Raw genomic sequence first — 26,395 nt, 5'->3', positions numbered from 1 at the left:
CAGCGTACGGCGTGGATCACTGACGGAAAAAGTCAGACTTATATGTCACAGGCTCTTGAATTCGTCGTACCTAATGGGTTTCAGTGTGGCGACGCCGCCGTGGCGTCGGATGTCGAGGAAGACAGCGAGGCAGTGATGCGAACCCCCCAGGTCGTCGTCGTGATGGGCGTCGCGGGGACGGGCAAGACCACGATCGGTCCCTTGCTCGCCGCGCGGCTGGGCGTCCCGTACGCCGAGGGCGACGACTTCCACCCGCAGGCCAACATCGACAAGATGTCGGCCGGGATCCCGCTCGAGGACAACGACCGGTGGCCCTGGCTGGACGCCATCGGTCACTGGGCGCACGGGCGGGCCGGACTGGGCGGGGTGGTCAGCAGCTCGGCACTGAAGCGGTCGTACCGCGACCGGCTCAGGGCCGCCGCTCCCGGTGTGGTGTTCGTGCACCTCACCGGCGACCGGAAGCTGATCGAGGACCGGATGACGCAGCGGCAGGGGCACTTCATGCCGACCGCGCTGCTGGACTCCCAGTTCGCCACGCTGCAGCCCCTGGAGCCGGACGAGGCGGGAGTCGCCGTGGACGTCACCGGCAGCCCCGAGGAGATCACCGAGCGTGCCGTGAAGGCACTCGAGGCGCTTCCCGACACCACCGCGTAGCACTCACCCCCGTCCCCCCGTAACGCAAGGGAACCCCCGTGACCAGACTCAGCGTCGAGATGCTGGCAGCGGACGCACCTCCGCCGATCACCTCCGCCGGACACGCCCAGCTGGGCATCGCCGTGCTGGTGGGCATGGCCGTGATCGTCCTGCTCATCACCAAGTTCAAGCTCCATGCCTTCCTGGCGCTGACCATCGGGTCACTGGCGCTGGGCGCGGTCGCCGGAGCGCCGCTCGACAAGGCCATCACCAGCTTCACCACCGGGCTCGGCACCACCGTGGCCGGCGTGGGCGTCCTGATCGCGCTCGGGGCGATCCTGGGCAAGCTCCTCGCCGACTCCGGTGGCGCCGACCAGATCGTCGACACCATCCTTGCCAGGGCCGGCGGGCGCGCGATGCCCTGGGCGATGGTGCTCATCGCCTCCGTGATCGGTCTGCCGCTGTTCTTCGAGGTCGGCATCGTGCTGCTGATCCCGGTCGTGCTGATGGTCGCCAAGCGAGGCAACTACTCCCTGATGCGCATCGGCATCCCGGCGCTCGCCGGTCTGTCCGTGATGCACGGCCTGATCCCGCCGCACCCCGGCCCGCTGGTCGCGATCGACGCACTCCACGCCAACCTGGGTGTGACCCTCGCGCTCGGCATCCTCGTCGCGATACCGACCGTGATCGTCGGTGGTCCGCTGTTCTCGAAGGTCGCGGCCCGCTGGGTCGACGTCCCGGCACCCGAGCGGATGCTCCCGCAGCGCCCCTCGGAGGAGCTCGAGCGCCGCCCCGGCTTCGGCGTGACCCTGGCGACCGTGCTGCTGCCGGTGGTGCTGATGCTGGCCAAGGCGCTGGTGGACATCGTCGTCGACGACGCGACCACCACCACCCAGCGCGTCTTCGACATCGTCGGCACACCGATGATCGCGCTGCTCGCCGCCGTGCTCGTCGGCTTCTTCACGCTGGGCCGGCCCGCCGGGTTCAGCAAGGAGCGGCTGCAGCAGACCGTCGAGAAGGGCCTGATGCCCATCGCCGGCATCCTGCTGATCGTGGGCGCGGGCGGCGGCTTCAAGCAGACCCTGATCGACTCCGGTGTCGGCCAGATGATCCTGGACGTCTCCAAGAACTGGTCGATCCCGGCGGTGCTGCTGGCCTGGCTGATCGCGGTGGTGATCCGGCTCGCGACCGGCTCGGCGACGGTGGCGACGGTCTCGGCGGCCGGTCTGATCGCGCCGCTCGCGGCCGGCACGTCGACCACCCACACCGCCCTGCTCGTCCTGGCCATCGGCGCCGGCTCGCTCTTCTTCAGCTTCGTGAACGACGCCGGCTTCTGGCTGGTGAAGGAGTACTTCGGGCTGAGCGTCGGGCAGACCGTCAAGACCTGGTCGATCATGGAGACGATCCTCTCGGTGGTCGCCGGCGGTCTGGTCCTGCTGCTGTCGCTGGTCCTGTAGGAGGGGTACGACGATGACGGCTCACCCTCTCTTCGACATCGCCGGCCGCACCGCCCTGGTCACGGGCTCCAGCCGGGGCATCGGCCTCGCGCTCGTCCGGGGCCTGGCCGAGGCCGGCTGCACCGTGGTCCTCAACGGGCGCGACCCGGACCGGCTGGCCGAGGCCGCGTCCGAACTGCCCGGCGACCGGGTCCGCACGGCGGCGTTCGACGTCACCGACGGTCCGGCCGTGGCCGCCGGGATCGCGGACGTCGAGGAGCGGGTGGGCCCGCTCGACATCCTCGTCAACAACGCGGGCATGCAACTGCGCGCCCCGCTGCTGGAGTTCACCGACGCCGACTGGCACCGGATCCTGGAGGCCAACCTCACCAGCGCTTTCCTCGTCGGCCGGGAAGCCGCCCGGGGGATGACGGAACGCGGCCACGGCAAGATCGTCAACATCTGCTCGCTGCAGAGCGAGGTCGTGCGCCCCGGCATCGCGCCCTACGCCGCCACCAAGGGCGCCCTGAAGATGCTCACCAAGGGCATGTGCGCCGACTGGGGACCGCACGGCGTCCAGGTCAACGGCCTCGGCCCCGGCTACATCGAGACCGAGCTGACCCGGCCCCTGGTGGACGACGAGGAGTTCAGCGCCTGGGTCCGCCACCGCACCCCGGCCGGCCGCTGGGGCCGTACCGAGGACCTGGTGGGCGCCCTGCTCTTCCTCGCCTCGCCGGCCTCCGACTTCATGGGCGGCCAGATCCTGTACGTCGACGGCGGCATGACGAGCGTCCTGTGAAAGGCGCTGTGCTCTGAAAGGGGCTGCGGGAATGCTGGGTTGTGTGATCCACGGCGCGGGCGATCTGCGGGTGGCGGAGCTTCCGGTGCCCGAACCCGGGCCCGGCGAGGCACTGGTGGCCGTGCGTTACGGCGGGGTGTGCGGCTCCGATCTGCACTACTGGCTGCACGGCGGGGTCGGGGACTTCCGGCTCCGGGAGCCGATGCTGCTCGGGCACGAGGTGGTGGGCACGGTGGTGGCCTACGGCGCCGGGGCCACGGGTCCCGCGCCGGGTACGGCCGTCGCCGTGCACCCCGCCACCCCGTGCGGGCACTGCCCGGAGTGCGCCGACGGGCGCGCGAACGTGTGCCGGGACACCCGGTACCTGGGCAGCGCGGCCCGCTTTCCGCATGTCCAGGGCGGCTTCGCCGAGCGGATCGCCGTACCGGCCGGGCAGCTGCGGGCGCTGCCGGCCGGACTCGGGCTGCGGCGGGCCGCCCTGGCCGAGCCGCTGGCGGTCGCGCTGCACGCCGTGCGGCGGGCCGGGGACGTGTCCGGTCGGCATGTGCTGGTGACCGGGGCGGGGCCGATCGGGTGCCTGGTGGTCGCGGCGGCCAAGGCGGCCGGCGCGGCACGGGTGACGGCGACCGACCTGGTACCCCGGGCCCTGGGGTACGCGGCGGTGGCCGGGGCCGACACGCTGGTGCGGGCCGACGATCCGGGTGATGCCGGGTGGCCCGAGGAGGTGGACGTGGCCGTCGAGGCGTCGGGGGTCGCGGCCGGGCTCGACACCTGCCTGCGGCGCGTTCGGCGCGGTGGTGTGGTCGTTCAGCTCGGGATGCTGCCGCCGGGGCCGTCGCCGTTCGCCGGGAACCTGCTGGTGAGCCGGGAGATCGAGCTGCGCGGGGCGTTCCGTTTCGCCGCCGGCTTCGACGACGCACTGGAACTGCTGGCCGCGCGCGGCGAGTTCGACGGGCTGGTCAGCGCGGTGGTTCCGATGGGGGAGGCCGAGGACGCGTTGGTGCTGGCTGCCGATCGGAGCCGGTCCTGCAAGGTCCTGCTGGAGTTCGGCCTCGGGGATCAACGGAGCAGCCGTCAGCGCTGAGGCCCGATCGGGCCGCCTACAACGGTGATCGCCTGCGGGGCGGGTTTCGACGGACGATCGTATGAGCGGGTCGGCCGGGGGCTACCGTCCGGCGCGTGCCGGTGGAGTTTCTGACCGATGAGCAGGCCGAGGCGTACGGACGGTTCGTTGAGGAGCCGACGCGCCCGGAGATGGAGCGGTTCTTCTGCCTCGATGACGTGGACCGGAGACTGATCGGGAAGCGGCGCAGTGACCACAGCCGGCTGGGCTTCGCGTTGCAGATGTGGTGTGTTAACTGCACCAGTGTCTCCGATCATGGAGCGAGATGATCTCCGCCTGCAAGGAAGAGTCTGTTGCAAGACCTACATCGCCAGCTGATCGAGGGCCAGGCCGATGTGCCGCGCGTCGGCTCGGTCGTCGAGCTGGATTCCATACCTGGGTACTCCGTTCTCGACCCTGACGGGTCCGCGGTCGCCCCGTCGTTCCGTACCTCCGCGGTCTGATCCTGGACGACAACCGGCCACTGACCGCCAAGAGTTACGCATACGACCTGCTGCGCTGGTACCGGCTGTTGTGGTTCCTCGGCATCCCCTGGGAACGGGCAACCGAGGCAGAAGCGTCCGCGCTGGTCGGATGGCTCCGGGTCGCCCCGAATCCGCAGCGCCGCCGGGGAAACCCGAACGCACATCAGCCCGACTCGGTGAACCCCCGCACAGGCAAGCCCTACCTGAAGGCCGGCTACGCCCCCAGCACGATCAATCACTGTCTGACCGTGGTCAGCAGCTTCTACGCCTACCACCGGCATTACGGCCGTGGTCCGCTCGTCAATCCGGTTCCGGAGTCACGGGCACAGCGCCGGGCCCTCGCTCACCGGGCCCTGGACAGCGAGGTCCCTCAATTCCGGCGGGCCAGGCTCCGCCAGAGGGTCCGGCGGACCGATCCCCGCTCGATTCCCGACTCGATGTGGTACGAGTTCTTCGGGGCGATGTCCTGCGACCGTGACCGGGCTGCGGTCCTGCTCTACGTCTCCAGTGGCTCCCGCGCCAGCGAACTCCTCGGGGTCACCCCGGGAGACATCGACTGGGCGAAGCAACTGATCTGGGTGATCACCAAGGGGACCGACGACCGCGAGGCGGTCCCGGCCAGCCCGCAGGCGCTGACGGTCCTGACCGCATACCTCGACCACATCGGGCTGCCGCCGGCCGACGAGTCGGTTCTCCGTACGCGGCGGGGCCCGGACCGGCCGCTGACCTACTGGGCGATGCGGCGTGTGATCCAGCGCGCGAACGAGAAACTCGGCACGAACTGGACCCTGCACGACCTGCGACACACCGCCGCGACACGGATGGCGAACGACCCCAACCTCACCCTCGCCCAGGTCCGCGCGATCATGCGGCACACCGACCTGGCCACCACCGGCCGCTACCTCAATGCCCGAGTGGAGGACCTTTTCGACGCCCTGCAGGCCCACTACAACCGCCCGCGGGTGCAACGGACTTTCACCGCTGGTTACGACCCCGACGACGTCAAAGCGGTGTTCGGTGCCTAACCGCTCGACGGTCAGCTGGAGCCGAGAAGGTTCACCAGCGCATCGCTGAAGGCGGCCCCGGCTCCTCGGCCCGCGAAGCCTCCGGCCCCGTTCGGGGACCTGTCGCAGGCCAGCATCGACGATCTGTGCGGGCGCGTGGCCGAACCAGGGCCGCTCTCTGGTGGAGAAACGCACGGCCGGCATCCGGATGCTCTTCGGACACCTGGAGGCGCTGTCGGGGCAGACCTGGCAGGAGCGCTGGGAGGCCAGCGGGTTCAACGAGGAGAACGCCCTCTCGGTCAATGTCCTGGGACGGCCAGGGGTCGGCTACGACGGCAGCAACATGGTCTCGGCGCTGAAGATGGCGTTCGCCGCCCGGATCATCCAGCCCTCGCTCTCCGGGTTCCGGGCGAACAAGTTCTCCGACTACGCCGAGCCGTTCCGGAAGATCCAGCAGGACCACCGGCTGGACGAGTTCTTCGAGACGGTCGACGCTCAAGAGCGGCTCACCACGGTGCACCGGCAGCGGGCGAAGTTCGATCTGACCTGCGCGCTCACGACGCAGGGCATCCACCTGGAGGATCTGACCCCGTCGGCCCTGCTGCACTACTCGCTGGAGAACAAGCGTCTGGGGCTGACGCCCGGCGCGACCAAGAGAACCACGCGTTTCGCGGCCCTGGGCGCCTGGGAGATCCTGCACAGGATGGGGCACTTCCCTCCTGGGACGGCCCCGACCCTGAGGACGTTCATCTATGACGGTCAGCGAAGCGTCGAGGAACTCGTCGACCGCTACGACATCAAGAACGCCGCGGTCCGGCAGCTCCTGATCGACTACCTCGCCCGACGCAAGGCCGACACCGACTACATCACCCTCGAAGGTCTCGCCCGCCAGCTGGCCAGCCTGTTCTGGGCTGTCATTGAGGAACTCAACCCCGAGCAGAAGGACCTGAACCTCAGCCAGGAGCTCTACGACCAGTGGCGGGCCGAGATCCAGTACTGGCGGAAGTACGGCAAGGCCGACCGGACCCGGCTGCGAAAAGACGCTGCCTCTGTGCTGCTGGCCGTCCGCTGCCTCTACGTCGACCTTCACAGTTGGGCCGTCGCCGAACCGGAGCGGTGGGCTCAGTGGGTGGCTCCCTGCCCGATCCTGCCGCGAGATCTCAAGGGGTTCGGCAAGCGGCGCCGCGAGATCAACCGGCGGATGGCCGACCGCACCCGCGCTCGCCAGCCTCTGTTGCCGGTCCTCGTCCGGCATGTTGAGGGCCGTTACGAGCACCTGGCGGACCTGCTGGAGGCTGCCCGTCCCGTGCCTCTGGGCGAGCCCTTCGAGCACCAGGGGCGTCGTTATAGCCGCACGGATTCCCGCGAGGACCGCCGCCGGGCCAAGACCCTGGCCGAGCCGTCCGTCCGGATCATCGACCACAGCACCGGTGAGATGATCAACGTGACCACGGCGGAGGAGTCGGCGTTCTGGGAGTGGGTGGCCGTTGAGATCCTGCGGCACAGCGGCATCCGGGTCGAAGAGCTCGTTGAACTGACCCACCTCAGTATTCGCCAATACGAACGGCCCAACGGCGAGGTCATCGCTCTCCTGGTCGTCGCCCCGTCGAAGAGTGAACGCGAGCGGGTCATCCCGATGTCCGCCGAGCTGTTCCATGCCGTCGCGCAGATCATCCGCCGCCAGACCCGCAACGGTCAGGCCATTCCTCTCGTGACCCGCTACGACTCGCACGAGAAGACTTGGTCAGAACCCATGCCGTTTCTGTTCCAGCGTCAGCTGGGGACGATCCGCAACATCATCGCCCCGCACACGATCCTCAACATGCTCGCGCGCAGCTGCGAAGAGATCGCCGAGATCGCTCCGGCGTTCGCCGGCACCAAGTTCACGCCGCACGACTTCCGCCGGCTCTTCGCGACCGAGATCGTCAACGGCGGCCTTCCAATCCACATCGGTGCCGCCCTCCCTGGACACCTGAATCTCCAGACGACACAGGGCTACGTCGCGGTCTTCGCCGAGGACATCGTCAAGCACTACCAGGAGTTCCTGAACCACCGCCGAGACCTGCGTCCTGAGCACGAGTACGGCGATGTCACCCCAGAGGAGTGGGCGGAGTTCGAGGAGCACTTCGACAAACGCAAGGTCGAACTCGGCAACTGCGCTCGTCCCTATGGATCACCCTGTCAACATGAACATGCCTGCATACGATGCCCGATGCTGCAGGTCAACCCGAAGATGCTGCCGAGGCTCGCAGATATCGAGAAGGACCTGATCCTCCGCCGGAAGCGAGCCGAGGAGGAGCAGTGGCTCGGTGAGATCGAAGGCATCGACATGACTCTGACCTTCGTCCGCACCAAGCAAGCCGACGCAGCCCGTCTCACACGAAGGACCCCTGTCGCCCTGGGTATCCCGACCACCCGCCCGTAGTCCGAGTGACGATGACAATGCGGCCATCGCTCGTCCGGATGGCCTTGGCGATCACTCTGATAGACAGAAGGGTTGACCAGGAACGCGCCGCCGGCCCTGGGGCTATGCGCTCACGGGTTCACTTGGCGTCTACTGCGCCGAGCCGCAGGTCGCTGCTCAGGACCCGATCCGTTCAAGGAAGGCTCGACTTCGGCGCGAGAGCGCGCCGACGACTTCGGCGGAAAAGTCGTGTTCGCGAACTTCAAGATCAAAGCGGCCTGCAATTGCGCCTTCAGTTCGAGGTCGTGGATTTCGGCGAGCAGGGCAATGGCCTGCTGCTGGTCACGCTCTGCCTTCATATCCTGCCGCAGAGCACGACTTTGGCCTTCCATGTGCTTGATGGCCTGACTTGCTTGGCGATGGAACAGCGCTCCGATCGCCGAGGTGAGCACACCGGCAAGGCTGCTGACGATCGATGCCGTCGGCTCGCTCGACCGGACGAGCGCCAGAATGACCCCCGCTACAAGGACCGACGCCCCCACAGCGGACGAAGCCAAGCTCGCCGCCATGCTCCGCTTCGCTTGAGCGAGTCCGTAGGCGTAGTAGTCGAGGAGCTGGACGGCAAAGCCCTGTCGCACAGCCTGGTCATCATCGGCCTCCGGTTTGAACTGGTCGAAGTGCCCGCCAGCGCTGTCCTGCCCGCCCCGCACTACCTGCTCGGTCTCCCCCAACACCTCAGCTTCCAGCCGTCGCCGCTCTGCGTCGACCTGTCCCGAAGGCGGCTGTAAGGCGGACCGCAAGGCGGATCCTGGCGCAAGCAACACGACCGCCGGGAGCAACACCCACATCGCGTCATTGAGGGAAAGGACACCATGTTGAACGGCGCCCGTTCCGACGCCAACGATGAGCAACAGGACGCGTTTGCGAACCCGGCGCCTGCCCAGAAAGCTGGCCGCCCTGCGAAGTGGATGCTTCCCCTCGGCGGCCTGGGTGTCGGTGTCGGCATGCTGGGACTGATCAGTTGCTACGTTCTCGCTACCAGCCTGCTCATGCATCGCCCAAATCTAGCGGCCGTCCGAGTTACGCGGGTGTGCTTTGCGCGGGCCTCGGGAGCAGGCCGCTGGGTCCCCGTCAGGTGCCGTTCCACAGACAGTCCGTTCAGAGGTCTGCACCGACCACGATCATCTCGCTTGACATGGTGCAGAGAAGCACGGTCCGGTACCTGGGGCTGTTCCTGGAGGACCCGCTGGACGTGCCGTGGCCGGTGGTCGCGTACGTCGCCGAACACCTGGCGTTGAGGACCCTTCGGTGGTGAAGCGGTACACCGAGCGGCAGATGGAGGACGTCGCCCGGCTCTCCCCGCTGCGGCACGCGAACCTGAACGTGCTGGGCCACTACAGCTTCCGCGGCTCCACCCCGGCCGGAGGGGTGCTCCGCCCGCTGCGCGACCCGGCCGGGGCCGAGGAGGAGGACGATGAGAGCGCCGAGGGCTGACCGGGCCGGCCGGTCAGCACCACAGCCTGGCGTCGCCCTCGGACTCCTCAGCCTCCTGGTCGTCCTGGCCGGTCCAGGTGCCGAACGGTCCGGGCAGGACGGGCTCCTCGGCGCCGAGCTGCGGGGCGCCGCCCTTGACCCGGTGCGGCCTCGTCATCACCACCGGCACGAAGAAGGGACAGCACCCCTCACTCGCCACCGTCATGCGCATGCTGCGTGAACACGACGAGCACACAACCGCGATGGAAGGCGCCGGCTGACTCGCGGCCCAGCCCTTGACGCTGATTCCGCGAGATGAGTGATCACCTCGTGCCCGTCTTGGCTTGTGCGCCCACCAACTACCAGTAAAGCCCGTGGGGATGGGCGCCGCGCAAGAGGCCGGTGATCGTCACTGCGGAGGTTGAAAACACCCCCGTCAGGCTTCGGGCGGAGACGGCACGGCATGGTCTCACCAGGGAATCGGCCCGTCCTCGGCCAGAAAGGCGCCCGTCGGGCCGTCCTCGCCCACAGTCGCCAGGTCAACCGCGACGGCCGCGCCCTCCTCCGCCGTGCGTATCCCGGTGTGGCGGTTGAGGTCGGTCGCGCAGTAGCCGGGACTCACCGCGTTGACCAGGATTCCTTCGGCGCGCAGTTCATTGGCGTAGAGCACGGTGATCGCGTTCAGCGCGCTCTTCGGGGTGCAGTAAGGGAGGAGAATCGAGGAGTAGGCGGACCACGGGCTGCCCGGGTCGGCCAGGTGGGTGAGGGAGCCGAGTTCGCTGGACATGTTGACGATGCGTGCGGCGGCGGAGCGGCGCAGCAGGGGGAGCATGGCGTGGGTCACCGCGATGACGCCGAACACGTTGGTCTCGTAGACCTGCCGGACAGTGGCGGCGGGGGTTTCACTCGGTTTTTGCGGTCCGGCGGCGATCGCGGCGTTGTTGACGAGGATGTCGAGGCGGCCGAACGTGGCGTCGATGTGCTTGGCGGCGGCCTGGACCGAGATCTCGTCGGTGACGTCCAGCGGTACGAACCGTACGTCGGCGCCGTCGGCGCGAAGCTCCTCGGCCGCCGCATCGCCACGCTCGGCGTTGCGGGCGCCGATCAGCACGGTGATGCCGAGGGCTGCGAGCCTGCGCGCCGTTTCCTTGCCGATGCCCTTGTTCGCGCCGGTGATCAGAGCAGCCTTCTGCGAAGTCGTCATGGCATCCAGCCTCCCCTCACCCATGGGCGGCAGGGAAAGACCAGAAGACTCTGGATCTATAGTCCACAGATATGAGTGAGCTGGAGGTGCGGGAGCTGAGGTACTTCATCGCGGTCGCCGAGGAACTGAACTTCAGCCGGGCCGCGCAACGCCTGGGGATGGCGCAGCCCCCGCTGTCGAAGGCGATCGCTCAGATGGAGTCCCGGCTCGGGGTACGCCTGCTGGAGCGCACCACCCGGCAGGTGAGGCTGACCAACGCCGGTCGGGTGCTGCTCGACCAGGCCCGGATCGCGGTCGACGCGGTGCACGCGGCGGCCCGGCGAGCACGCCGGGCCGGTCAGCCGACACCCCAGCTCGTCGTGGCGGTCAAACCGGGAGGCGATGCCGGGCTGCTGCGGGACATCCTCGCCGCCTACCGGGGAACGGGTTCGCATCTGCCGCCGCCTGAAGTCGTCGTCGGCGGCAGCGGAGAGCCGATCGCCATGCTGCGGGACGGCCGTGCCGACGTAGCGCTGCTGCGCAGCCCGTTCGACGGTCAAGGGCTGGATTCCCAGACGCTCGTGGTCGAGCCGCGACTGGCCGTTCTCCCCGCCGCGCACCGCCTGGCCGGACGCCGGCGACTGCGGCTGACCGACCTCAAGGGCGAACCGATCCCACGCTGGAAAGGGGCCGCCCCGTCCACCACCGCCTACTACACAGGATGCGACGGAGCGGAAGCAGGCGATGGCCACACAGGCTTGGCGCCGGCCGACACTCCTGAGGGGCCGCTCGTGGCCAGCGTCGAGCAACTCCTGGAGGTGGTCGCGCTGGGCCAGGCGGTGGCGTTCCTGTCACTCTCCACCACCAAGCGGCACCAGCGCCCGGACATCGCATACCGGCCGGTCACCGGCCTCAGCCCCAGCGCGGTCATGGTCGCCTGGCCGGAGACCTCGCGATCCGCAGCCGTCGCCGCCTTCGTCCAAGCCGCCCACGACGTCGCCGCCCACCACCCCGACCACATGACCGCACTGGCCTACTGACCGGGGGCACTCACCCCGCGCCATGACGATCACCGCAGGACCAATTTCAGACAACCACCAGGGCGAAGAAAGGCCGGCACCCCTCACCCGCCACCGCCATGCGCATGCCGCGTCAGCACGATCAACGGGCAGTGATGGATGGGAGCGGCTCAGCGCTGACGGCTGTTCCGTTGATCCCCAAGGCCGGAGTTCGGGAACTAGGGGCGCCACAGCGGGTGTTCCCGCTTCGCCCACTCCCTGCTCACCGTCCCCGTACGCAGCCCCCGTCTCGCCTCCGGGTCGCCCAGGGCCATGCCGATGTGGCCGGCCAGGACCACGCCGATGGTCAGGGCGAGCCAGTCGTGGACGAAGGTCGCCGAGGTGCGCCACACCAGCGGGGCCAGGTGGGTGAACCACATCAGCAGGCCGGTGCCGAGCATGACCAGGGTGGCCCCGGCGATCCAGGCGGCATAGACCTTCTGGCCGGCGTTGAACTTGCCCGCCGGACGGGAGCCGCGACGCTTGTCGCGGACCAGCGCGGCGTGCAGCCAGACCTTGTCGTGCGGGCCGAAGCGGTTGAGGAAGCGCAGGTCGGTGCGGAAGGCGCGGGAGGCCAGGCCCAGCAGGACCGGGACGGGGAGGGTGATCCCGGCGCACTCGTGGACGCGGACGACCAGTTCGCGGCGGCCGACCATGACCGCCAGCTGGGGGATGTAGAGGATGGCGGCCGTGACCACGCAGATCCCCATCAGCGCGGCCGTCGTGCGGTGGACCCAGCGTTCGGCCCGGCTGAAGCGGCGGACACGGGCGCCGGGCGGGGCCGGGGCGTCAGCTCGTAGGCTCATCGGTGCGTCCGTTCGACCGGCCGACCCAGGCGTCGACGTCGTAACCGAGGCGCTCCCAGTAACCGGGCTCGACCTGGTCGGTGACCGTGATGCCGGAGAGCCACTTGGCCGACTTGTAGAAGTACATGGGGGCGACATAGAGGCGGACCGGGCCGCCGTGGTCGTGGGAGATCTCCTTGTCCTGCATGCGCAGGGCGACCAGGACGTCCGGGCGGCGGGCCTGGTCGAGGGTGAGGCTCTCGGTGTAGGTGCCGTCGAAGCAGGTGAAGTGGATCGCCTTCGCACCGGGACGGACGCCGGCCGCGTCCAGCAGGTCGGAGAGGCGTACGCCCTCGAAGGGGGTGCCGGGGACCCGCCAGCCGGTGACGCACTGGACGTCCTTGACCAGCCGGGTCTGCGGCAGGGCGCGCAGATCGGCCAGGGTGTAGGTGTGCGGGCGGTCGACCAGGCCGCCGATCTTCAGGTGGTAGTCGGTGGCGTTCAGGTGCGGCACCGACGCGGCGACGGAGTAGTAGCGGAATCCCCCGCCGTTGGGCAGCAGGCCGGTCAGGCCCGTGGGGTCCTTTCCGGCGACGGCGCCGAGGACGCCCTCCAGGCCGCGTTGCAGCGTGGGCGCGGCGACGAGGCCGAGCGCGCCCAGGCCGAGGGTGCCGAGGAAGACGCGGCGGCCGACGGGGGTGCCGTCCCGCTCCTCGGATCGTTCGGAGTTCACGCGTTCATTCGAGCACTCGGGGCCCCGGGGGGCCAGAGGATCCGGTCAGTGGTCAGAGTTCTGTAATCACTTCTTGCGTACGTCCCGGACAGGCGTGCCGTTCAGTGCCCGAGCGCGTGGGCGCGGGCGGTCCGGAAGGCCGTGCGGGCGTCGCGGTGGGCGTAGGACCAGGGTGCCCGGGTGGCGTGCCGGCCGATGCGCCGGAAGAGGGCCGCCGCCTCGGCCGGGCGGCCGGCGCAGGACAGGGCGAAGGCGAGGTGGTTGAGGTCGATGTGGCGGCGGGGGTGTTCGTCGTGCTCCCACTCCAGCCACCAGTCGAAGCAGGAGCGCAGGATGCGGCGGGCCCGGGGGCCGGACCAGTGGCCGGAGGCGGCGGGGTCGGCGGGGGCGAGACCGGTGGCGGCGAGGACGCGGTAGCGCTCGGCGTAGGCGACGACCGGCAGGACGGCGAGCGGGGAGTCGGCGGGGGCCTCGGCGGCGGCCAGTTCGGCGAGGTCGTACGCCTCGTGGTCCTCGGCCGCCCGGCCGCCGGCGGGCCGTTCGGCCAGGCGGGCGAGGAGCAGGTGGTGGGCGTGGTGGTGCTCGGGGTGGCGGCGGCGCAGCTCGGCGAAGGCGGCGAACACCTCGCGCTCCGGGCCGAGGGCGCGGGCCAGCAGGAGTGAGCCCAGCCAGGGGGTGGGGTCGTCGGGGGCGAGCGCGGCGGCGGTGGCGCAGGCCTCGCGGGCCCGGCCGGGGTCCTCCTTGTCGCGCAGGGCACGCCGGACCAGGGCGAGGGCGTACAGCGCGGCGGCGTCGGCGGAGCCGGGTTCGGCGTGCCGCCAGTCGCGGGCCCAGGCCACGGCGTACGGCTCCCCGGCGAGCACGGTGAGGCGGTGGCCGCGGCGGTCCCAGTCGTCGCCGGTGTGCCGGAGCAGGGAGCGGGCGGCCTGCCGCCGGCCCTGGGTGAACGCGGCGCGTGCGGTGCGCAGTTCGACGTCGTCGAAGGCGTCGTCGAAGGCGCCGGATTCGTCCGGGGCGGTGTCGCCGGACTGGTCCGTGAGGACCCGGCGAGCGCCGAGCAGGGGTGGGGAAGGGGGCACCGCGGGACTTCCTGTTTTCTCGGGCTGCCATCGACCGATCACTCACAGCAAACCCCCAGCCAAGGTTTGCGTCAAGCGGAACCGGGCTGTTACTGACTTCAACTAGCGTGAAGCACAGGGAACTTGGGGTACTCCGCGCAGGTGGGCCGGACCCTGCGGGGGTACCAGACGGTCCGCTGTGGCGTACGCCATGGCGTCACGCCGGCCGGCACCGGAGCATGGCGAGTCAACCGCCCTGTTCCCCGCGCTTCCGGGTCGATGCCGTCCCGGGGGCGCTACAGTCGGCCACTACGCACCCGTGGTCCGGCCGGATGATCGAGGTACGCAGCGTGTCCGTTCTGGTTCTCCTTCTCGCCGTGAGTGCGGCCTGCTGTCTGGGCTTCGGTTTCGTGCTCCAGCAGAACGCGGCGCAGAAGGCACCGCTGAGCGACTTCCTGTCCTTCCGGCTGCTGCTCGACCTGATGCGGGTGCCACGCTGGCTGGGCGGGCTCGGCCTGATGGTGGCCGGCATGGTGCTCGGCGCGATCGCCCTCGGCAAGGGGGAGGTCTCCCTGGTCGAACCACTGCTCGCGACCAATCTGCTGTTCGCGCTCGCCCTGTCCCGGCACCAGACCAGACAGCCCCTCGGCCGCCAGGGCTGGGCCGGGCTGCTGCTGCTCGCGGGCGGGGTGAGCGCGTTCATCATGGCGGGCGAGCCGCGGGCCGGCAGCGCCATCTCCGATCCGCTGCGGCACTGGCTGATCATCGGCGCGATGGTCGGCGCGGCCCTGGTGCTCACCACGTACGGCAAGCGCTCCCGGCTCAGCTGGGGCCCGGTGCTGCTGGCCACCGCCGCCGGGCTGCTGTACGGGGTGCAGGACGCGCTGACCCGGGTGAGCGGCACCCGCTTCTCCGAGGGCGGCTTCACCGAGCTGTTCACCGGCTGGCAGCCGTACGGCGTGCTGGCCTGCGGGGTCACCGGTCTGGTCCTGGTGCAGAGCGCCTTCGAGACGGCCCCGCTGCGCATGTCGCTGCCGGCGCTCACCGCGGCCGAGCCGCTCGCCGGGATCCTTTGCGGGGTCGGCTTCCTCGGTGACCGGCTGCGCACCGACACCGGGGCGCTGGCCTGGGAGGCCGCCGGGCTCGCGGCAGTGGTCACGGGCATCGTGCTGCTGGGGCTGCACCCGGCGATGCCGTGCGGCGCGACGGAGACGGAGTCGTCGGCCCAGGACCTCCAGCGGCGCTGAGCCTTCTGCTTGGATGGCTCGCATGAACCCCGCTGACGAGATCCTCGACATCGTCGACGAGCACGACCGGGTGATCGCCCAGTACCCGCGCGGCGAGGCGTACGCCCGCAAACTGCGCCACCGGTGCGTGTTCGTCCAGGCCAGGGACGCGGCCGGCAGGCTCTTCGTCCACCGGCGCACCGCGACCAAGCTGGTCTTCCCGGCCCTGTACGACATGTTCGTCGGCGGCGTCGTCGGAGCGGGCGAGTCCTACGACGAGGCCGCGCTGCGGGAGGCCGAGGAGGAACTGGGCGTGACGGGGCTGCCCCGGCCGACGTACCTCTTCAAGTTCCTGTACGACGACGGGGCGAACAGCTGGTGGTCGGCGGTGTACGAGGTGCGCTGCGAGCTGCCCGTGCGACCGCAGGCGGAGGAGGTCCAGTGGCACGACTTCCTGCCCGAGGAGGAGGTCGAGCGGCGGCTCGGCGACTGGGAGTGGGTGCCGGACGGGCTGGCGGCCTACGAGAGGCTGCAGGCGTTCCGGGCGGGCCGGTGACCGACCGGTAGGGTCGGCCGCGTGAGCGAATTCGTACAGAACATCCGGCTGTGGTTCGCACCGGAACAGGTGCGGGACGAGGGCGACACGCCCGACTACCGGTTCTCGCTGGCCAACGAGCGCACCTTTCTCGCCTGGCTGCGCACGGCGCTCGCGCTGATCGGCGGCGGATTCGCGGTGGACCAGTTCCTGCCGGACCTGCGCTGGGCCTGGCGGGTCGGGCTCGCGCTCGCGCTGCTCGGCGCCGGGGTGCTGTGCTCCCTGCGCGCGGTGAACCACTGGGTGCGCTGTGAGCGGGCGATCCGGCGCGGTGAGGACCTGCCCGCGTCCCGGTTCCCGGCGCTGCTGAGCCTGGTCGTCGCGGTGGTGGCGGTGGCGATGGTCGTGGTGGTGCTCGCCGGATGGGCGGGGTGAGCACGGCCGGGCGCGACCCGGGGCTGCAGCCGGAGCGGACCCGGCTGGCCTGGCGCCGTACGACCCTGTCGGCCACCGTGGCCGCCGTACTTGCCGTCAAGACCGCCCTGCACGGCGGCGTCTCGGCCACCGGAGTGACCGTCTGCGCCCTGTGCTGTGTGCTCTTTCTGGGCTTTCTGGCCGTGGCCCACCGCCGGATCCGGGCCCTCGCGACCGGGCCCCGCCCTTCGGCGCTCGCTCCCCGGCACGCGACGGCGGCGGCGCTGTGCGCGGTGGCGCTGGCGGTGTGCGCGGCCGCGCTGGTCGTCTAGCCGTCCCGGCCCACGACGACCACGATCTTGCCGCGAGTGCGGCCCTCCTGGTTCAGCCGGTGCGCATCCACCGCCCGCTCCAGCGGGAACGCCTCCTGGACGTGCACCGAGACAACGCCCTCTTCGGCCAGCCGGGAGAGCGCGCCCAGGTCCTCGGCGTCCGGGCGGACGAAGAAGTAGCGGCCGCCGTGGCTCACCACCTCGGGGTCGGCGATCGACGCCAGCCGGCCTTCCGGGACGAGCAGGTTGACCGAGGTCTTCAGGGTGTCGCCGCCGACGGTGTCGAAGACCGCGTCCACGCCCTCGGGGGCGAGCGCGCGCACCCGTCCGGCGAGGCCCTCGCCGTAGGTCACCGGCTCGCCGCCGAGGCCCCGCACATAGTCGTGGTTGCGCTCGCTCGCCGTACCGATGACCCGGGCGCCGAGGTGGGAGGCGATCTGGACGGCGAGGGAGCCGACCCCGCCGGCCGCCGCGTGCACCAGCACGGTCTCGCCGCGCCCCACCTGCAGCACCTTCACGAGCACCTGATAGGCGGTGAGCCCGGCGAGCGGAAGGCCGGCGGCCTCCTCGAAGGAGAGGTTGCGCGGCTTGCGGGCCAGGGTGCGCACGGGCGCGGCGACGTACTCGGCGAAGGTGCCGCGGGAGAGGAAGTCCTCGCGGCAGTAGCCGATGACCTCGTCGCCTGCGGCGAACTCCGTGACCGAGGCGCCGGGCCGGACGACCACCCCGCTGACGTCCCAGCCGGGGATCACCGGGAAGACGGCGTCCAGGACCGCGTCGAGGTGACCCTCGCGGCACTTCCAGTCGACCGGGTTGACGGCCGCGGCACGGACCTCGACCAGGACCTGGTCGGGGCCGACCTTGGGGTCGCGCACCTCGCCGAACTCCAGCACCTCGGGTCCGCCGTAGCGGCGGTAGCTGATGCCCTTCATGCCCTCGACCCTCCGGGGTACTCGAACCTCACGCAAGCGGTACGAAGGTGAGCACCATGACCACCCTGCACCAGGAACACACCGAACACGGCACGCACTGCCACGGCCCGGGCTGCGGGCACAGCGCCGTGTCGCACGGCGACCACCTGGACTACGCGCACGACGGGCATCTGCACCGCGAGCACGAGGGTCACTGGGACGAGTGCGAGCCGACCGGGCACACCGTCCACGAGGGGCACGAGCACGTGCACTACGAAGAGTGCGGACACGCCCAGGTGCCGCACGGCGACCACATCGACTATCTGCACGGCGGCCACCGGCACGCCGAGCACGAGGGTCACTGGGACGACCACTGACACGATAGGCCGACGGCTTCCCGGGCAGCGCGCCGGGGAGCCGTCGGCCTATCGTGGCTCCTGTCACGTTTCACCTCCTGGCGGGTACATCCACTGGACGGCATACCGACCGGTCGGCATCATGAGTCGAGACCTGTTCACCCGTTCGTAGGAGTGATGAATGAGCGCCGACCACCCGCCCGGACTCGACCTGGACCGGCTGCGCGCCCACCTCGACCGCGAGCGCCCCGGTCTGGCGACCGGCCCCCTCAGCGGCCGGCTGATCGAGGGCGGACGGTCGAACCTCACCTACGCGCTCACCGACGGCACCTCCCGCTGGGTCGTACGCCGGCCCCCGCTCGGCCATGTCCTGGCCACCGCGCACGACATGAAGCGCGAGCACCGCGTGATCAGCGCCCTGCACCCGACCCGGGTGCCGGTCCCGCGCCCGGTGCTGCTGTGCGAGGACGAGGAGGTGCTCGGGGCGCCGTTCTACGTCATGGAGTTCGTCGAGGGCACCCCGTACCGCACGGCCCAGCAGCTCGCCCCGCTCGGCCCCGAGCGCACCCGGAACGCGGTGCTGTCCCTGGTGGACACGCTGGTCGAACTCCACGCGGTCGACCCCGCCGCGGTGGGCCTCGAGGACTTCGGCCGCCCCGAGGGCTTCCTGGACCGGCAGCTGCGCCGCTGGGGCAAGCAGCTGGACGCCTCCCGCAACCGCGAACTGGCCGGCATCGACGAACTGCACGCGTCCCTGGGCCGGGAGCTGCCGCACTCCCCCGCGCCCGCCGTCGTACACGGCGACTACCGGCTCGACAACGTGCTGATCGGGGACGACGACCAGATCAAGGCGATCCTCGACTGGGAGATGTCCACCCTCGGCGACCCGCTCACCGACCTGGGGCTGCTCGTGATGTACAGCCAGCCGCTGGGCATGGCGGACTCCCCGGTCTCCACCACCGCCGAGGCCCCGGGACACCCGTCCCCGCGGGAGCTGATCGAGCGCTACGCCGAACGATCGGGGCGGGACGTCTCCGGCGTCTCCTGGTACACGGCGTTCGCCTGGTTCAAGCTCGCCGTGATCCTGGAGGGCATCCACTACCGGTACACGCTGGGCCAGACGGTCGGGCGCGGCTTCGACCGGATCGGCGACCTCGTGCCCGTCTTCATCGACCACGGACTGACCACTCTTCAGGAAGGCTGACCGCTCATGGACTTCGCGTTCGACGCGCGCACCGAGGAACTGCGTGCCAAGCTGCTCGCCTTCATGGACGAGTACGTCCACCCGGCCGAGGCGGTGGCGGAGGAGCAGCGGGCCGCGCTGGCCTCGCCGTGGGACACCCCGGCCGTGGTCGAGGAGCTGAAGGCCGAGGCCCGCAGGCAGGGCCTGTGGAACCTCTTCCTGCCCGACGCCGAGTACGGCGCGGGCCTCACCAACCTGCAGTACGCGCCGCTCGCCGAGATCACCGGCCGCTCCCCGCATCTGGCGCCCACCGCGACCAACTGCGCCGCGCCCGACACCGGGAACATGGAGGTGCTGGCGCAGTTCGGCGACGAACGGCAGAGGAAGCAGTGGCTGGAGCCGCTGCTGGCCGGTGAGATCCGCTCGGCGTTCGCGATGACCGAGCCCGAGGTGGCCTCCTCGGACGCCACCAACATCACCACGCACATCCAGCGGGACGGCGACGAGTACGTCATCACCGGCCGCAAGTGGTACATCTCCGGCGCGATGAACCCGGACTGCAAGATCTTCATCGTGATGGGCAAGACGGACCCGGACGGCGCCGACATCCGCCGCCAGCAGTCCATGGTCCTGGTCCCGCGAGACACCCCGGGCGTGACCGTCAAGCGCGCCATGCAGGTCTTCGGCTACGAGGACCACTCGCACGGCGGCCACGCCGAGGTGATCTTCGACCACGCGCGCGTGCCGGTCACCAACCTCGTCGGCGAGGAGGGCGGCGGCTTCGCCATCGCCCAGGCCCGGCTCGGCCCCGGCCGGATCCACCACTGCATGCGGCTGATCGGCATGGCCGAGCGGGCCATCGAGCTGATGTGCCGGCGGGCCGTCTCCCGTACCGCCTTCGGCAAGGCGCTGGCCCAGCAGGGTGTGGTCCAGAACTGGATCGCCGACGCCCGGGTGACGGTGGAGCAGCTGCGGCTTCTGGTGCTGAAGACGGCCTGGCTGATGGACACCGTCGGCAACAAGGGCGCCCACACCGAGATCCAGGCCATCAAGATCGCCACGCCGCGCGCGGTGGTCGGCATCCTGGACCGCGCGATCCAGCTGCACGGCGCGGGCGGGGTGAGCCAGGACTTCCCGCTGGCCGAGCTGTACGCGAGCGCCCGCACCCTGATGCTGGCCGACGGCCCGGACGAGGTGCACCAGCGCTCGCTGGCCCGGCGGGAGCTGAAGAAGTACGTCTGAGCCGCCCCGTTCGGCAAGGGGCCGGCGACAACGTGGGGACGTGGAGCGTGCCGGATGCGGCGCGCTCCACGTCCACAAGGCTCCGCGCGGGGTTCTGGGCCGGGGCCCGGGGGTTTGTCCCGCGGGCACAGCACGGCCGCCGCACGCGCCGGACGGGAGCTGGGCGCCTGGCACGAGGAGCTGGTGCTGATCACCGCCCCGGGGAATCCGGCGGCCGCGGCCCTCGTCCGTCATCTCACGGACGGTCGCTTCACGGGCGCAGTGCCCGCAGCAGCAGGTCGGCGAGGTGGTCGGCGACCTGCTGCGGGGTGAGCGGGCCGTCCGGGCGGTACCAGGTGGACAGGTGGTGGACCGAGCCGAAGTGGTAGTCCACCACCAGGTCGGCCGGGGTCGCCGTGGAGAACACGCCCGCCTTCTGGCCCTCCTCGATGAGCGCCCGGAACCGTTCGTGGTAACGCCGGCGCTCGGCGCGGACCTGCTTGTTCTTCTCCGGGCTGAGGTGGTGCATGGACCGGAAGAAGATCATCGCGTCGTCGAGGTTGTCGATCGTGGTGACGACCACGTCAGCCGCCGCGGCTCTGAGCCGCTCCTCCACCGGCGCGTCCATCCCGGCGAAGTGGTCCAGTCGCTCCTGCTGGATGCGCAGCACGCGCGCGTACACCTCGTGCAGGAGGTCGTCCTTGGAGCCGAAGTAGTGGTACAGCGCCCCCTTGGTGACGCCGGCCGCCTCCACGATCTCCTGCACGGAGGTGCGGTCGTATCCCTGCTCGGCGAAGAGCCGGGTGGCGGCGGCCAGCAGCCGCTGCGGAACGGGCGTCCCGTCTCCGTCCGTCGTCCTGGGCACTGCCGCCACCTGCCTTCCGTGATGCTTACCGAATGTCCTGCGCGAGGTCCCGCGCGCGGGAACGCAGTTCCCGCCGGAGGATCTTCCCACTCGCCGTCTTGGGCAGGTCGGGCAGGATCTCCACCTGACGCGGGTATTTGTAGGCGGCCAGTCTCTCCCTGCAGTACACCGCGAGTTCGTCCGGGGCCGCCTCGGCGCCCGGACGCAGGCTTATGTACGCCTTCACGGTCTCGCCACGGTAGCCGTCGGGAACGCCCACGACGGCCGCCTCGCGCACCGCCGGGTGGGTGTACAGCACGTCCTCGACCTCTCGGGGCCACACCTTGAAGCCGGACGCGTTGATCATGTCCTTCTTGCGGTCGACGACGTACAGCCATCCCTGTTCGTCCATGAATCCGATGTCGCCGGTGCGCAGCTCGCCGTCCGGGAAGGACTCCGCGGTGGCGTCCGGGCGCCGCCAGTAGCCGGGAACGACCTGGGGCCCTCGTACGAGGATCTCGCCCTGCTCCCCGAAGGGCACCTCCTCGCCCTGCTCGTCCACGATCCGGACGACCGTGTCGGCGCCGGGCAGCCCCACCGACAGCGTCCCGGAGACGGGGTCCACGGGCGCCTCGAGGCCGGGCGGGACGGAGGCGCAGGGGGCGGTGCACTCGGTGAGGCCGTAGCCGACGCGGATGTACGGCCCGAAGCGTTCGCGGAAGCTCTCCACCAGGGCCGGGGGCACGGGCGCGCCACCGGAGGACATGTTCACGAAGGAGGCGAAGTGCTCGCGGGTGACGTCCGGGTGGGCGGCGAGCGCCATGTAGGCGGTGGAGGGGCCGACCGTGTAGTGCGGGTGGTGCTCGGCGAAGGCCTCCAGGACGAGTCCGGGCTCGAAGCGGTAGGCGAGCACCAGGGTGCCGGCGCTGTTCAGGCAGGCACCGAACTGGCAGACCATGCCGGTGATGTGGAACAGCGGCGCGAGCGCGTAGTAGACCGGCGCCTCGGGCAGCGCGAGCCCGGTCCGCTGCCGTTCGGCGTTGTGCATGATGTTGCCGTGCGTGTTGGTGGCGCCCTTGGGGGTGCCGCTGGTGCCGGAGGTGTAGCTGATCAGCGCGATGTCGTCCGGGCGCGGGTCGCGGTCCTCGGGCGCCTTGCCGCCCTGGCGGGCGACGGCCACGAGGTCGTCGGCGTCCGGCGCCTGGGGCAGCCGCTCGAAACCGAGAACGCGCGCGTCGTTGCGGGTTTGGAAGTCCAGCTCGCTCGCGGTGAGCACGACCCGCACCGGTGACCCGGCCGCCGTCTGCCTGAGGTACGCCTCCCAGGCCCGGTCGGAGCAGATCAGCGCGGCCACCTCGCCGTCCCGCAGGATGTGCTCCATCTCGGCCGACTTGTACATCGGGTTGACCGGGACGACGGTCGCGCCGGCCTTCCAGGCGCCGAGGACGGCGAGCACGAAGTGCGGGGAGTTCTGCAGCAGCACCGCCACCCGGTCACCGCGCTCCAGCCCGTGCGTGGCGAGGTGGGCGGCGACGGAGTCGCTCAGTTCGTCCACCTCGCGGTAGCTCAGCCGGGCGTCGAAGTAGGCGAGGAAGGTGCGCTCGGGCGCCTCGGCGACGGCCGTCCGCAGGGCGTGCACCAGCGAGTCGGCAGGGTCGACGGGGCCGCGCTGGGCGTCGTCGAGCAGGGCCAGCCAGGGGCGTGCCGCGTAGCGGGAGGCGCTCACCGGGTCTGCTCCCACTTGCGCTGGATGTGGTTCATGCCGCTCAGCCAGCGATCCGGATCGGTGGCCCGGGCCTGGTAGTACTCGGCCACCTCGGGGTGCGGCAGGATCAGGAAGCGGTCCTCCTCGATGCCCCGGAACAGGGCGTCGGCGACGGCCTCCGGTTCGATCGCGGTCGGCTGCAGCACCAGGTCCCCGGCGCTGCCGGTGGCGGCCAGCATGTCCGTGCGCACACCCTGCGGACAGATCGCGTGCGCCTTCAGGCCCCGGTGGCGGTACGTCAGCGACAGCCACTCGGCGAAGGCGTAGGCGCCGTGCTTGGTGACGCTGTAGGAGGGCGCGCCGATCATGGTGAGCAGGCCGGCGGCCGACACGGTGGACACGAACCGCCCGGCGCCCCGCTCCAGCCAGGACGGCAGCAGCGCGTGGGCGGCGCGGACGTGCGCCATCACATTGACGTCCCAGGCGACCGCCCAGGACCTCTCGTCGAGCGGCCCGCCCTCGCCGCCGCCCTCGAAGGCGACACCGGCGTTGGCGCAGTAGACGTCGACGGTGCCGCCGAGCGCGTCGCGGGCGTCGCCGACGATCGCGGAGGCGTCGCCCGGTACGGCGATCCCGCCGATCTCCTCGGCCACCGCCTCGGCCCGCTCGACGTCCAGGTCGTTCACGACGACCCGGGCCCCCTCGGCGGCGAAACGCCGGGCCAGCGCGGCCCCGATCCCCCCGCCGGCCCCGGTGACGACCACTCCCGCATCCTGCACGGCTTCCACCATCGGTCTCCCTCGACACGACTTCGCGCGGCGCGCGTCGGCTCTGATCGCCCCAGACTAACCGGTCGGTATGTGTGAAGGAAGGGCCACCGCATCAACCTCCAGCCATGCATCTGTCCCGACGGAACCTGCTCGCATCGGCACCCATGGCCGCCCTTGCGCCCACGCCCGCCCACCGTGCGGAACTGCACACCGGTTTCGAAAGACTCGCAGCCGACGGCTACTCCCTGCTGAAGGGCCGGCGCGTCGGCATCGTCACCAATCCGACCGGCATCACCAGGGACACCGCCCACATCGTCGACGTCATGCACAGGGACCCCCGTGTGCAGCTGACGGCGGTCTTCGGTCCCGAGCACGGCTTCCGGGGCACCGCTCAGGCGGGCGGCTCCGAGGGCAAGTACGACGACCCGGCGACGGGGCTGCCCGTCTATGACACCTACCTCAAGAGCGGACAGCAGCTCGCCGACATCTTCACCACCGCCGGCGTCGACACGGTCGTCTTCGACATCCAGGATGTCGGCGCCCGCTTCTACACCTACATCTGGACGCTCTACGACTGCATGGAGGCCGCGCAGCTCGCGGGCAAGCGGTTCGTCGTCCTCGACCGGCCCAATCCGGTGACCGGCCGGGAGGCCCTGGGGCCGGTCCTGCACAAGGAGTTCGCCACGTTCGTCGGCCGGCAGCCGATCGCGCAGGCACACGGCATGACCGTCGCGGAGCTGGCGCGGCTGTTCAACGGAGAGTTCCTGAGCAGTCCGGTCGCGCTGGACACCGTACTGATGACGGGCTGGAAGCGCACGCAGTTCTACGACTCCTGGGGGCTGCCCTGGGTGCCGCCGAGCCCGAACATGCCGACCCCGGACACGGCTCTCGTGTACTCCGGCACCTGCATGTTCGAGGGCACCAACGTCTCGGAGGGCCGGGGCACGACCAGGCCGTTCGAACTGCTCGGTGCCGAGGGCGTCGACGGCCGCTGGGCCGCCGCGGTGAACGAACTCGGGCTGCCCGGCGTGCGGTTCAGGGAGGCGTACTTCACGCCCACCTTCTCCAAGTTCCAGGGCAGGACGGTCGGCGGGGTGCAGATCCATGTGCAGGACCGGGCCGCCTACGACCCCGTGCGCACCGGGATCGCGCTGCTGGTGACCGTCCGGAAGGTCTGGGCCGGCTTCGCGTGGCGGCCGGACAACTGGATCGACAGGCTCACCGGCTCCACCCGGGTGCGCACGATGATCGACGCGGGGGCGGCCACCGACGAGGTGACCGGCGCCTGGCAGGAGGAGCTGGCCGCGTTCCGGCGGGTTCGAAAGGAATATCTCCTGTACAGGTGAGGCACGGTGTATGGCCAACCCCGCCCCGGCGCAGGACGATGCGTCCGCACCACATCGTGACGCATCGTTTCCGGCGGGACGAGGGGGCCTGGCATGGCGGATCCCGGGATGAGCGTGACTCCCTACTGGGAGCTGACCTTCGACGCGGACGGGGACGTGGACGACCCCGAACGCGACCAGCTGATGGCGCAGGTCACGGCACATGGCGTCCGTGACCTGATCGTCTTCGCGCACGGCTGGAACGACGACCGCTCGGGCGCGACCGCGCTGTACCGGCGCTTCTTCGCACCGGTCCCGGCGCTCGCGCCTCGGGCCCGGATCGGGTACGTCGGCGTGATCTGGCCGTCGATGCGGTTCAGCGACGAGCCGATCCCGGACTTCCCGAAGTCGGTGGCGGCCGTGGCGGCGCAGGGGGCACCGGGTCCGGCGCTGGACAAGGGCACCCGCAGTGCGCTGCTTCGGACGTTCCAGGGGCGGGCCCCGGTGATCGACCAGCTGGCCCGGATGCTGGACGAACGGCCGGACGGCGAGGGCCGGTTGACCGAGTTCGGGCGGCTGGTGCGGCTGCTGGTGGACGGGGAGCGGCCCGGGGTGGCCGACACGGGCCAGGAGGGCGAGCCGCTGGTGTTCACCGAGGACCCGGCGACCGCCTGCGACGAGTTCGCCGAGGCGCTGGCCGCCGTACGGTCGCCCGGCGCACCGGCCGGCTTCAGCATCCCGAACCCCTGGGAGGGCGCGAAGGAGCTGCTGCGGCAGGCGACGTACTACACGATGAAGCGGCGGGCCGGGACGGTCGGCGAGCACGGGCTCGGGCCGGTGATCGGGCAGTTGGCGCAGGCGGCGCCCGGGGTGCGGGTGCACCTGGTGGGGCACAGCTTCGGCGGGCGGCTGGTGTCGTTCGCGCTGCGCGGGCTGCCCGACGGGGTGGGCACGGTGAAGTCCGTGACGCTCCTCCAAGGCGCCTTCTCGCACTACGCGTTCGCGGACCGGCTGCCGCAGGACCCGGACAGGGCGGGGGCGCTCAAGGACCGGCAGCGGCGGATCGACGGCCCGCTGGTGTGCTGCTACTCGCACTTCGACGTGGCACTCGGCACGTTCTATCCGCTGGCCTCCCGGCTCGCCGGGGACGACCGCTCGTGCGTGGGCAGCGAGATCGCGGCCGTGCTGGGGCCGGAGTGGGGCGCCATGGGCCACGACGGGGTGCAGGCGGTGCCGGGCACCGCCCGGCTGGACCTCGCGGCGGCCCTCTCCGGACCGCTGCCCGCGTCGGGGTGCGTGAACGTCGACGCCGCCGCGGTCGTCTGCCACGGCGGCCCGCCGGCCGGGGCGCACAGCGACATCGTGCACCCCGAACTGGCACGGCTGGTGCTGGCGGCGGGCCGTATCAGCTGACCCGCCG

General features: G+C 70.7%; 27 protein-coding genes and 2 pseudogenes. 19 read left to right on the top strand and 10 right to left on the bottom strand.

The window, feature by feature from the left end:
- The first annotated feature begins 135 nt into the window (after window positions 1-135).
- The 7 genes and pseudogenes from ACWGJ5_RS16945 to ACWGJ5_RS16915 all read left to right on the top strand — a co-directional run bounded on the left by ACWGJ5_RS16945 (window position 136) and on the right by ACWGJ5_RS16915 (window position 7,884).
- Window positions 136-654: a gluconokinase gene (locus ACWGJ5_RS16945; protein WP_453310492.1), complete on the top strand. Its 519-nt coding sequence runs from the start codon at window positions 136-138 to the stop codon at window positions 652-654.
- Window positions 655-692: 38 nt separating this feature from the next.
- The gene (locus ACWGJ5_RS16940; protein WP_453310491.1) at window positions 693-2,090 is read left to right on the top strand and encodes a GntT/GntP/DsdX family permease; all 1,398 of its coding nucleotides are present in this window, start codon (window positions 693-695) and stop codon (window positions 2,088-2,090) included.
- A 13-nt stretch (window positions 2,091-2,103) separates the two neighbouring features.
- Window positions 2,104-2,868, top strand: coding sequence for an SDR family oxidoreductase (locus ACWGJ5_RS16935; RefSeq protein ID WP_453310490.1), 765 nt, complete (start codon window positions 2,104-2,106; stop codon window positions 2,866-2,868).
- Window positions 2,869-2,899: 31 nt separating this feature from the next.
- A complete protein-coding gene (locus ACWGJ5_RS16930; protein WP_453310489.1) occupies window positions 2,900-3,952 on the top strand; it encodes an L-idonate 5-dehydrogenase in 1,053 nt (350 codons plus the stop codon).
- 95 nt (window positions 3,953-4,047) lie between these two features.
- Window positions 4,048-4,224, top strand: a pseudogene (locus tag ACWGJ5_RS16925) (DUF4158 domain-containing protein); the annotation flags it as partial.
- A 407-nt stretch (window positions 4,225-4,631) separates the two neighbouring features.
- On the top strand, window positions 4,632-5,480 hold the full coding sequence (locus tag ACWGJ5_RS16920; protein ID WP_453310488.1) for a tyrosine-type recombinase/integrase: 849 nt from the start codon (window positions 4,632-4,634) through the stop codon (window positions 5,478-5,480).
- A 160-nt stretch (window positions 5,481-5,640) separates the two neighbouring features.
- Complete coding sequence (locus ACWGJ5_RS16915) at window positions 5,641-7,884, top strand: site-specific integrase (protein WP_453310487.1); 2,244 nt, start codon at window positions 5,641-5,643, stop codon at window positions 7,882-7,884.
- Between the two features lie 110 nt (window positions 7,885-7,994).
- Here the strand turns inward: ACWGJ5_RS16915 and ACWGJ5_RS16910 are convergent, their stop codons facing one another.
- Window positions 7,995-8,918, bottom strand: a complete 924-nt coding sequence (locus ACWGJ5_RS16910) for a TRADD-N-associated membrane domain-containing protein (protein ID WP_453310486.1) — start codon at window positions 8,916-8,918, stop codon at window positions 7,995-7,997.
- 143 nt (window positions 8,919-9,061) lie between these two features.
- Here ACWGJ5_RS16910 and ACWGJ5_RS16905 point away from each other — a divergent pair.
- Both ACWGJ5_RS16905 and ACWGJ5_RS16900 read left to right on the top strand, forming a co-directional pair.
- A pseudogene (locus ACWGJ5_RS16905) lies at window positions 9,062-9,198 on the top strand (DUF4158 domain-containing protein); the annotation flags it as partial.
- A complete protein-coding gene (locus ACWGJ5_RS16900) occupies window positions 9,175-9,357 on the top strand; it encodes a hypothetical protein (protein WP_453310611.1) in 183 nt (60 codons plus the stop codon). The pseudogene ACWGJ5_RS16905 and the gene ACWGJ5_RS16900, both read left to right, overlap by 24 nt.
- 13 nt (window positions 9,358-9,370) lie before the next feature.
- Here the strand turns inward: ACWGJ5_RS16900 and ACWGJ5_RS16895 are convergent, their stop codons facing one another.
- Both ACWGJ5_RS16895 and ACWGJ5_RS16890 read right to left on the bottom strand, forming a co-directional pair.
- The gene (locus ACWGJ5_RS16895) at window positions 9,371-9,562 is read right to left on the bottom strand and encodes a hypothetical protein (RefSeq protein ID WP_453310485.1); all 192 of its coding nucleotides are present in this window, start codon (window positions 9,560-9,562) and stop codon (window positions 9,371-9,373) included.
- A 243-nt stretch (window positions 9,563-9,805) separates the two neighbouring features.
- Window positions 9,806-10,540, bottom strand: coding sequence for an SDR family oxidoreductase (locus ACWGJ5_RS16890; protein WP_453310484.1), 735 nt, complete (start codon window positions 10,538-10,540; stop codon window positions 9,806-9,808).
- Between the two features lie 71 nt (window positions 10,541-10,611).
- Here ACWGJ5_RS16890 and ACWGJ5_RS16885 point away from each other — a divergent pair, with 71 nt between their 5' ends.
- Entirely contained in the window at window positions 10,612-11,559 is a 948-nt protein-coding gene (locus ACWGJ5_RS16885) for a LysR family transcriptional regulator (RefSeq protein WP_453310483.1), read from the top strand.
- Window positions 11,560-11,756: 197 nt separating this feature from the next.
- Here the strand turns inward: ACWGJ5_RS16885 and ACWGJ5_RS16880 are convergent, their stop codons facing one another.
- The 3 genes from ACWGJ5_RS16880 to ACWGJ5_RS16870 all read right to left on the bottom strand — a co-directional run bounded on the left by ACWGJ5_RS16880 (window position 11,757) and on the right by ACWGJ5_RS16870 (window position 14,174).
- Window positions 11,757-12,383: a cytochrome b/b6 domain-containing protein gene (locus tag ACWGJ5_RS16880; RefSeq protein WP_453310482.1), complete on the bottom strand. Its 627-nt coding sequence runs from the start codon at window positions 12,381-12,383 to the stop codon at window positions 11,757-11,759.
- On the bottom strand, window positions 12,367-13,095 hold the full coding sequence (locus ACWGJ5_RS16875; protein WP_453310481.1) for a molybdopterin-dependent oxidoreductase: 729 nt from the start codon (window positions 13,093-13,095) through the stop codon (window positions 12,367-12,369). Before ACWGJ5_RS16875 ends, ACWGJ5_RS16880 begins: the two co-directional genes overlap by 17 nt.
- Window positions 13,096-13,196: 101 nt before the next feature.
- The gene (locus tag ACWGJ5_RS16870) at window positions 13,197-14,174 is read right to left on the bottom strand and encodes a hypothetical protein (RefSeq protein WP_453310480.1); all 978 of its coding nucleotides are present in this window, start codon (window positions 14,172-14,174) and stop codon (window positions 13,197-13,199) included.
- Between the two features lie 329 nt (window positions 14,175-14,503).
- On the opposite strand from ACWGJ5_RS16870, the gene ACWGJ5_RS16865 reads away from it, so the two are divergent.
- From ACWGJ5_RS16865 to ACWGJ5_RS16850, 4 genes are read left to right on the top strand one after another with little or no spacing between them, the layout of a single operon-like run.
- Window positions 14,504-15,400: a DMT family transporter gene (locus ACWGJ5_RS16865; RefSeq protein WP_453310479.1), complete on the top strand. Its 897-nt coding sequence runs from the start codon at window positions 14,504-14,506 to the stop codon at window positions 15,398-15,400.
- A gap of 22 nt (window positions 15,401-15,422) precedes the next feature.
- Window positions 15,423-15,935: an NUDIX hydrolase gene (locus ACWGJ5_RS16860; protein WP_453310478.1), complete on the top strand. Its 513-nt coding sequence runs from the start codon at window positions 15,423-15,425 to the stop codon at window positions 15,933-15,935.
- Between the two features lie 21 nt (window positions 15,936-15,956).
- Complete coding sequence (locus ACWGJ5_RS16855; RefSeq protein WP_228618583.1) at window positions 15,957-16,349, top strand: YidH family protein; 393 nt, start codon at window positions 15,957-15,959, stop codon at window positions 16,347-16,349.
- Entirely contained in the window at window positions 16,337-16,660 is a 324-nt protein-coding gene (locus tag ACWGJ5_RS16850) for a DUF202 domain-containing protein (RefSeq protein WP_453310477.1), read from the top strand. Before ACWGJ5_RS16855 ends, ACWGJ5_RS16850 begins: the two co-directional genes overlap by 13 nt.
- Here the strand turns inward: ACWGJ5_RS16850 and ACWGJ5_RS16845 are convergent.
- Window positions 16,657-17,592 (bottom strand): NADP-dependent oxidoreductase, encoded by a 936-nt coding sequence (locus ACWGJ5_RS16845; protein WP_453310476.1) that lies wholly within the window; start codon window positions 17,590-17,592, stop codon window positions 16,657-16,659. The two genes, ACWGJ5_RS16850 and ACWGJ5_RS16845, sit on opposite strands and share 4 nt — an antisense overlap.
- A 56-nt stretch (window positions 17,593-17,648) precedes the next feature.
- On the opposite strand from ACWGJ5_RS16845, the gene ACWGJ5_RS16840 reads away from it, so the two are divergent.
- From ACWGJ5_RS16840 to ACWGJ5_RS16830, 3 genes are all read left to right on the top strand, one after another.
- A complete protein-coding gene (locus ACWGJ5_RS16840) occupies window positions 17,649-17,948 on the top strand; it encodes a hypothetical protein (protein ID WP_453310475.1) in 300 nt (99 codons plus the stop codon).
- A 160-nt stretch (window positions 17,949-18,108) separates the two neighbouring features.
- Complete coding sequence (locus tag ACWGJ5_RS16835) at window positions 18,109-19,131, top strand: phosphotransferase family protein (protein ID WP_453310474.1); 1,023 nt, start codon at window positions 18,109-18,111, stop codon at window positions 19,129-19,131.
- A 6-nt stretch (window positions 19,132-19,137) separates the two neighbouring features.
- Window positions 19,138-20,352: an acyl-CoA dehydrogenase family protein gene (locus ACWGJ5_RS16830; protein ID WP_453310473.1), complete on the top strand. Its 1,215-nt coding sequence runs from the start codon at window positions 19,138-19,140 to the stop codon at window positions 20,350-20,352.
- A 250-nt stretch (window positions 20,353-20,602) separates the two neighbouring features.
- Here the strand turns inward: ACWGJ5_RS16830 and ACWGJ5_RS16825 are convergent, their stop codons facing one another.
- From ACWGJ5_RS16825 to ACWGJ5_RS16815, 3 genes are read right to left on the bottom strand one after another with little or no spacing between them, the layout of a single operon-like run.
- On the bottom strand, window positions 20,603-21,196 hold the full coding sequence (locus ACWGJ5_RS16825) for a TetR/AcrR family transcriptional regulator (protein ID WP_228618572.1): 594 nt from the start codon (window positions 21,194-21,196) through the stop codon (window positions 20,603-20,605).
- Window positions 21,197-21,221: 25 nt separating this feature from the next.
- A complete protein-coding gene (locus ACWGJ5_RS16820) occupies window positions 21,222-22,901 on the bottom strand; it encodes a class I adenylate-forming enzyme family protein (protein ID WP_453310472.1) in 1,680 nt (559 codons plus the stop codon).
- Complete coding sequence (locus ACWGJ5_RS16815) at window positions 22,898-23,671, bottom strand: SDR family oxidoreductase (protein ID WP_453310471.1); 774 nt, start codon at window positions 23,669-23,671, stop codon at window positions 22,898-22,900. Before ACWGJ5_RS16815 ends, ACWGJ5_RS16820 begins: the two co-directional genes overlap by 4 nt.
- A 104-nt stretch (window positions 23,672-23,775) precedes the next feature.
- Here ACWGJ5_RS16815 and ACWGJ5_RS16810 point away from each other — a divergent pair, with 104 nt between their 5' ends.
- Window positions 23,776-24,996 carry an exo-beta-N-acetylmuramidase NamZ family protein gene (locus ACWGJ5_RS16810; RefSeq protein ID WP_453310470.1) on the top strand — a complete coding sequence of 407 codons (1,221 nt, stop codon included), beginning with the start codon at window positions 23,776-23,778 and terminating at the stop codon, window positions 24,994-24,996.
- Between the two features lie 93 nt (window positions 24,997-25,089).
- The gene (locus ACWGJ5_RS16805; RefSeq protein ID WP_453310469.1) at window positions 25,090-26,388 is read left to right on the top strand and encodes a serine-threonine protein kinase; all 1,299 of its coding nucleotides are present in this window, start codon (window positions 25,090-25,092) and stop codon (window positions 26,386-26,388) included.
- Window positions 26,389-26,395: the final 7 nt, after the last annotated feature.

The organism is Streptomyces sp. NPDC054783, assembly GCF_053611725.1.
Note: the sequence above shows the minus strand (reverse complement) of the source record. Positions and strands in the feature narration are given on the sequence as shown.

Excerpts from the sequence above, each read along its gene's own strand:
- ACWGJ5_RS16890 (WP_453310484.1), bottom strand. The coding sequence starts at position 10,540 with ATGACGACTTCGCAGAAGGCTGCTCTGATCACCGGCGCGAACAAGGGC.
- ACWGJ5_RS16815 (WP_453310471.1), bottom strand. The coding sequence starts at position 23,671 with ATGGTGGAAGCCGTGCAGGATGCGGGAGTGGTCGTCACCGGGGCCGGC.
- ACWGJ5_RS16860 (WP_453310478.1), top strand. The coding sequence starts at position 15,423 with ATGAACCCCGCTGACGAGATCCTCGACATCGTCGACGAGCACGACCGG.
- ACWGJ5_RS16810 (WP_453310470.1), top strand. The coding sequence starts at position 23,776 with ATGCATCTGTCCCGACGGAACCTGCTCGCATCGGCACCCATGGCCGCC.
- ACWGJ5_RS16835 (WP_453310474.1), top strand. The coding sequence starts at position 18,109 with ATGAGCGCCGACCACCCGCCCGGACTCGACCTGGACCGGCTGCGCGCC.
- ACWGJ5_RS16885 (WP_453310483.1), top strand. The coding sequence starts at position 10,612 with ATGAGTGAGCTGGAGGTGCGGGAGCTGAGGTACTTCATCGCGGTCGCC.
- ACWGJ5_RS16910 (WP_453310486.1), bottom strand. The coding sequence starts at position 8,918 with ATGCATGAGCAGGCTGGTAGCGAGAACGTAGCAACTGATCAGTCCCAG.
- ACWGJ5_RS16850 (WP_453310477.1), top strand. The coding sequence starts at position 16,337 with ATGGGCGGGGTGAGCACGGCCGGGCGCGACCCGGGGCTGCAGCCGGAG.
- ACWGJ5_RS16805 (WP_453310469.1), top strand. The coding sequence starts at position 25,090 with ATGGCGGATCCCGGGATGAGCGTGACTCCCTACTGGGAGCTGACCTTC.
- ACWGJ5_RS16930 (WP_453310489.1), top strand. The coding sequence starts at position 2,900 with ATGCTGGGTTGTGTGATCCACGGCGCGGGCGATCTGCGGGTGGCGGAG.
- ACWGJ5_RS16895 (WP_453310485.1), bottom strand. The coding sequence starts at position 9,562 with ATGACGGTGGCGAGTGAGGGGTGCTGTCCCTTCTTCGTGCCGGTGGTG.
- ACWGJ5_RS16880 (WP_453310482.1), bottom strand. The coding sequence starts at position 12,383 with ATGAGCCTACGAGCTGACGCCCCGGCCCCGCCCGGCGCCCGTGTCCGC.
- ACWGJ5_RS16830 (WP_453310473.1), top strand. The coding sequence starts at position 19,138 with ATGGACTTCGCGTTCGACGCGCGCACCGAGGAACTGCGTGCCAAGCTG.
- ACWGJ5_RS16840 (WP_453310475.1), top strand. The coding sequence starts at position 17,649 with ATGACCACCCTGCACCAGGAACACACCGAACACGGCACGCACTGCCAC.
- ACWGJ5_RS16845 (WP_453310476.1), bottom strand. The coding sequence starts at position 17,592 with ATGAAGGGCATCAGCTACCGCCGCTACGGCGGACCCGAGGTGCTGGAG.
- ACWGJ5_RS16935 (WP_453310490.1), top strand. The coding sequence starts at position 2,104 with ATGACGGCTCACCCTCTCTTCGACATCGCCGGCCGCACCGCCCTGGTC.
- ACWGJ5_RS16945 (WP_453310492.1), top strand. The coding sequence starts at position 136 with ATGCGAACCCCCCAGGTCGTCGTCGTGATGGGCGTCGCGGGGACGGGC.